The sequence below is a fragment of the Spirulina sp. CS-785/01 genome (genome assembly GCF_028330525.1).
Taxonomy (GTDB): domain Bacteria; phylum Cyanobacteriota; class Cyanobacteriia; order Cyanobacteriales; family Spirulinaceae; genus JAQMSD01.
In genome coordinates, this window is sequence record NZ_JAQMSD010000196.1 from 1 (window position 1) to 5,228 (window position 5,228).

Below are 5,228 nucleotides of genomic sequence, written 5' to 3' on the forward strand. Positions count from 1 at the left end.
CATCTCCTCCATCTCCCCCATCTCCCCATTGTTAATTGTTAATTGACCTAAGCGGCTTGGAATTGACCGATCGCGCGATATTTTTGATACCGTCGCTCTTTCCGTTGGCCGGGGGTTAACTGCATTAACTCCTCTAAGTTCTCTTTTAACACCGTTTTCAGGACTCCCGCCGCCGCTAAGGGATCAGCGTGGGCCCCTCTGGAAGGTTCGGGTAAAATTTGATCGAGAATGCCTAACTCTTTTAAATCCCAAGCGGTGATCTTCAAGGCCGAAGCCGCTTGGCCGGATTTGCTGGCATCTTTCCAGAGAATGGCGGCACAGGCTTCTGGGGTGGCGACGGTGTAAACAGCGTGTTCAAACATGAGGATGCGATCGCCGACTCCAATCCCTAATGCTCCCCCTGATCCCCCTTCACCAATGACAGTGGAGAGAATAGGAACATCAAAAGAAAACATTTCGCGCAGATTAAAGGCGATCGCCTCCCCTTGGCCTTGTTTTTCCGCCTCTACCCCAGCCCAAGCTCCAGGGGTATCAATAAACGTTAAAATCGGCATCCCAAAGCGATTTGCGTGTTCCATCAAGCGAATGGCCTTCCGATACCCCCCAGGGGAAGCCATACCAAAATTCCGGGCCACATTATCCTTCGTATCCCGGCCTTTTTGATGGCCCAACATCACCACCGGAATCCCGTCAAGACGCGCCACCCCGCCGACTAAGGCCGGATCATCACTACTATGGCGATCGCCATGTAACTCAAACCATTCCTCACTCATCGCCTGAATATAATCCAACGTCGAAGGGCGACGGGGATGGCGAGCTAACTGTAACCGTTGCGCAGGCGTTAAACTACTAAAAATCTCTTGGCGCAACTGTTCCGCCTTCTCCTCTAACTCCGCAATTTGATCGGAGACATCAACATTATTTTCCTGTGCCAACTCCCGAATTTGTTCAATCCGAGACTCTAATTCACAAAGCGGTTTTTCAAAATCTAGTAAAAATGAGCGTGGTTTGGACATAGTTTTGGTGATTGGTGATTGGTGATTGAGGATTGAGGATTGGGGATTGAGGATTGAGGATTGAGGATTGGGGATTGATAAGTCAAGAAAACAAACGCTAACAGGGAATCCTACCGATTACCGATTACCGATTACCGATTACCCATTACTCATTACCCATTACCCCACCTATAACAAAGGACGAAACCCGTGCTTAACAGACGCTGCGCCGATTTGAGCCATTTTGTCCACCGTAATTAAATTGCGGCCCCAAGAAAAATTAGTGCGTAACTGTTCAAACTCCAGTAACATCGCCTCTGCAAAACAGGCAAATAACTGATGGTTGGGAGCTTCCATCTTGACAATTTCCATAATTCGCCAATCAATCTCCAGAGAATGCTCCACAATGCCCCCCTTGAGGACGTGAACTCCCTCCTGGCTGATCTGAGAGTCCAAATTCTTAGGATAACCGCCATCAATCAACAAACTAGGCTGTTTCAGAGGAATGGCACTAATATTCACCCCTCGCGGCATACTTGCCACCCAAACGACAATATCCGCCAAGGGTAACGCCTCCTCTAAGCCTAAAATTTTACCCCGTCCCAACTCTCCTTGTAGAGCTTGTAGTCGGTCTTGGTTACGGGCAATTAATAATAAATCTTGGACATCGGTTTTCTGATCTAACCAACGACACACCCCACTACCAATATCTCCCGTTGCCCCACAGACAGCAACTGTGGCCTGTGTCAAGTCAATGCCCATTTGTTGAGCCGCTTGTTCCACTTGCTGACAAATAATATAGGCTGTGTGAGTATTTCCGGTAGTGAAGCGCGAAAAATCTAACTCGACATTGCGAACCTGTTTATTATCTTTAAGATTAAAATTCTCAAAAATAATTGACGAAAATCCGCCCAAGGCCGTGATATGCAGGTCATTTTTCTGAGCGCAGGCCATGGCGTTGAGGATTTTGCGAATGGCGGCTTTAATGCGCCGTTGTGAGAGCATTTCAGGGAGAAAACAGGACTCGACATATTTTCCTTCAATTTGTTGTCCTGTGGCACTGGTAACTTTGATATGATCCACCACTTGCGGTGGTGCAGCACACCAAAAGTCTAACCCTTGGTCGCCGTATTCGGGATAACCGAGTTCGTGGGCGACTTCTTGGGCGTGTTCAAGGCTAGTGAGATGACCGATAAGACCAAACATGGATGACTTTATGACCTAGGAATAAGGCAGTTTTAAGAGAATATTAAGACTTTTTAAGCATATTAGCAAAAATCAAGGTTGGGAAGATCGAACCGAAGATACAGGCTTTTCGGCGTTATGGGAGGAGGGGGGGTTGTACCGTAATTCCCAGACTTTGAGCAAGATAAAATACTCGTAGAAGGATTGGAGGATGCACCAGGTCCAACCTGCCCGGCCATCGAGGAAACCGCCTAGCAGGAAATACATATAGATAAACCGTAAGAGGGGCCGGAAAGGGAGACGGAGGGATAAATCTTTCAAAGCGCGTCGTCTTTCTACTTCGGAACTCCCCCAAAATAAGTTTTTCCAGTTAACTTTCCCTTCTTGGAGTTGTCGTACTGTTTCTTTGGCCTCGTCGGTGGAGTAACGGTTGTGTTTATCTAACCAACGACTAAACCCTTTGCCACTGGTGTAGTGAGGATAGGTTTCTTTGAGAAACCCGGTGGGCCCGTCACACACTTCCCGTTCCGTGTGGCCGTAGTCGGTGAACCAAACTTTATCTTTACGGAAAAGCCGCATTTGATAGCGGGGATATTGGGTACAGCGACGAATCCAGCGATTCATAAACATGACCCGTTCGGCGACATAATAGCCGATATAGTGGTCTGATTGTTGGGCTTGACAGCATTCGGTAAAGAGTTCTGGAGTCATGCGTTCGTCTGCTTCGAGAATATAAACCCACTCGTGTTGAGTGGGGAGTTCTCGTAGCATCCAAGTGCGCTGTTGGCCATGACTTTCAAACTCGTGCTGTACGACTTGCACTTGGTTGTATTGACGGGCAATTTCTACGGTGCGATCGCGGCTAAAAGAATCCACTACAATAATCTCGTCGCACAAGTCCAAAACGGATTCAATACAGGCCGCAATCTCGATTTCTTCGTTATAAGTCAGGATATAGACAGAAAACATATTTTAGGTGGCGTTGAAATATCCCGGAACCCAAACCTGTTTTACTCGAATACAGGATTTATGAACATCTGGTTGGATTGAAGCGCACAAAACTGCAAGTCGAGATGTTCTTCTCACCCCTGATGACTTGCAGCCCATTTGCAAGATATCCTCACTTGTCGCTTTAGGGGAAGTTTAACGACTTCCTCCCGCTAAACTGCGGAAGCCAAGCCAACCGATAATAATATAACCTACTGCTAATAAGAAACTACTCACCCCAATGCGAATCCCCGATTTGAGAGCATTGGTTCTGGCTTGTCTTTCAGCTTCTTGACGACGTTCAACGAGTTGGGTTTGGGCTTCTTCCCGTCGTTCGGCTAGGGCCTGGGGGTTTCCCTGTAATTGAGTGATGTTTTCCCGAATTTGTCTCAACTGTTCGAGTTGCGCTCCTTCTACTTCGCCACCTTCAATGGCTTGGTTTAACTGTTCGAGTCGCGTATTGTCTTGTAGGAGTTGATTCACTTGTTCAAACTGGGATTGAATTTGGGACTCTGCTTGGGAGACTTGCTGTTCAATTTGTTGTAAGGCTTCATACCTGGCTCGGTTTAAGTTGCTCAGATGTAGAGGAACGAGCAAGAGAAAGATCAGTCCTAATACACTGGCAAAGAGAAAAGACCAGAATCTTAGGTCGCTGAGGGAAATTTTACCATTGCTATCCCCAATGGCTGAACCAATCCAGTACCCTGCGATAATGAAGCCAATGCCTACCATGGGAATAATCCCGCGATCGACAAATTGATTGGTAAAGGAGATTTGCCAATCTTGGTCAAGGGGGTTAAAGGGAATGGCCAGAATAATATAATCCACGATTGAGGAGACGATTAGGATTAATCCGACCACTTTCAGAGCTAAGGACGCAAATCCAGAAAAAGCAGGGTTATTCATTGTGTTTATCTTACCTAGCGAGTTCATCTCTATTGATTGTCTGACCTATTTGCTTTTTTGCCTAATACTTTTTGGCATTGGGCCAAGCAACTGTCTGAGGCAGTTGCACTCGCTGATCTTAACTCACAACTGGAAAGGTGAACGGTTACATGAAGTTAAGTTGCAAATTTTCCTTGTTCCTCCCTTGATTAAGATGGGGACAGTTACTTATTGTTGAGAGAGGCGTGGAAATGGAACGGAAAGTCGAGATTTTAGCCGATAAAGGGAGTTTAGTCCATCGTGCTTGTGAGTTGGTGGTGGAACGGATTGAGGCAGCGATCGCAGCCTATCAACGCTGTACCATTGCCCTAGCGGGAGGCAGTACCCCCAAACCTCTCTATGAAGCTTTAGCCACTCAAGACCTCCCTTGGGACAAAATTCATGTGTTTTGGGGGGATGAACGCTATGTCCCCCATGATCATCCCGATAGTAATTACAAAATGGCGAGAGAAGCCTGGTTAGATCGGGTGAATTTCCCAGAAACCAATATCCACCCCATGCCAACCCAGGCCGGAAACCCCCAAGCGGATGCGGATCAACATAATCAAGAATTACAAAACTTTTTCCAAGGGGGCCCCCGTGATCTTCCGGCTTTGGATGTGATTTTGTTAGGGATGGGGGATGATGGCCATACTGCGTCGCTGTTTCCCCATACGGAGGTTTTACAGGTTTGCGATCGCTTAGTAGCAGTGGGCAATAAAGATGGACAACCGCGACTCACCTTTACCATTCCTCTCCTCAACCAAGCGCGTTGTGTCCTATTCCTCGTCGCAGGAGCAAATAAACAAAATGCCCTCCAACAAGTCTTTGCGGAGTCGGGGGATAATATTGCCTATCCCTCCCGTTTTATTCAACCCCAAGGGGAATGCTGGTGGTTATTAGATGAGGCGGCGGGCCAAGGTCTTGAAAAGTCTTAAATGTTTCCCGTGCTGTCCGCAATTAACGGATCAAGTGTGGTAGGTAGTCAAAAATTACTGTCAGCACCTCTTCCTTGAAGGAAGAGGCTTCGTGCCTTCCTTCAAGTAGCTGACCAGTCTCTGTCCTTCATGGACTCCGTTTCCTAAGCCATCAAACCCTAAAATGTTCCTCTAGAAATCGAACATATTAAACCAAGAA

Annotated in this window: 5 protein-coding genes; 1 reads left to right on the forward strand and 4 read right to left on the reverse strand. The window is 47.1% G+C overall.

Features of this window, described 5'->3' with window-relative positions; translation table 11 throughout:
* Window positions 1–47: 47 nt before the first annotated feature.
* The 4 genes from accA to hpsJ-B all read right to left on the reverse strand — a co-directional run bounded on the left by accA (window position 48) and on the right by hpsJ-B (window position 4,073).
* Window positions 48–1,016, reverse strand: coding sequence for an acetyl-CoA carboxylase carboxyl transferase subunit alpha (accA, locus tag PN462_RS12810; protein ID WP_272128657.1), 969 nt, complete (start codon window positions 1,014–1,016; stop codon window positions 48–50).
* A gap of 168 nt (window positions 1,017–1,184) precedes the next feature.
* Window positions 1,185–2,201 carry a long-chain acyl-[acyl-carrier-protein] reductase gene (locus PN462_RS12815; protein ID WP_272128658.1) on the reverse strand — a complete coding sequence of 339 codons (1,017 nt, stop codon included), beginning with the start codon at window positions 2,199–2,201 and terminating at the stop codon, window positions 1,185–1,187.
* 72 nt (window positions 2,202–2,273) lie between these two features.
* Window positions 2,274–3,149, reverse strand: coding sequence for a glycosyltransferase family 2 protein (locus PN462_RS12820; protein ID WP_272128659.1), 876 nt, complete (start codon window positions 3,147–3,149; stop codon window positions 2,274–2,276).
* Window positions 3,150–3,323: 174 nt separating this feature from the next.
* Complete coding sequence (gene hpsJ-B, locus PN462_RS12825; protein WP_272128661.1) at window positions 3,324–4,073, reverse strand: hormogonium polysaccharide biosynthesis protein HpsJ; 750 nt, start codon at window positions 4,071–4,073, stop codon at window positions 3,324–3,326.
* A 230-nt stretch (window positions 4,074–4,303) separates the two neighbouring features.
* Here hpsJ-B and pgl point away from each other — a divergent pair, with 230 nt between their 5' ends.
* On the forward strand, window positions 4,304–5,029 hold the full coding sequence (gene pgl / locus PN462_RS12830) for a 6-phosphogluconolactonase (protein WP_272128663.1): 726 nt from the start codon (window positions 4,304–4,306) through the stop codon (window positions 5,027–5,029).
* Window positions 5,030–5,228 lie beyond the last annotated feature (199 nt).

Excerpts from the sequence above, each read along its gene's own strand:
- accA (WP_272128657.1), bottom strand. The coding sequence starts at position 1,016 with ATGTCCAAACCACGCTCATTTTTACTAGATTTTGAAAAACCGCTTTGT.
- hpsJ-B (WP_272128661.1), bottom strand. The coding sequence starts at position 4,073 with ATGAATAACCCTGCTTTTTCTGGATTTGCGTCCTTAGCTCTGAAAGTG.
- PN462_RS12815 (WP_272128658.1), bottom strand. The coding sequence starts at position 2,201 with ATGTTTGGTCTTATCGGTCATCTCACTAGCCTTGAACACGCCCAAGAA.
- PN462_RS12820 (WP_272128659.1), bottom strand. The coding sequence starts at position 3,149 with ATGTTTTCTGTCTATATCCTGACTTATAACGAAGAAATCGAGATTGCG.
- pgl (WP_272128663.1), top strand. The coding sequence starts at position 4,304 with ATGGAACGGAAAGTCGAGATTTTAGCCGATAAAGGGAGTTTAGTCCAT.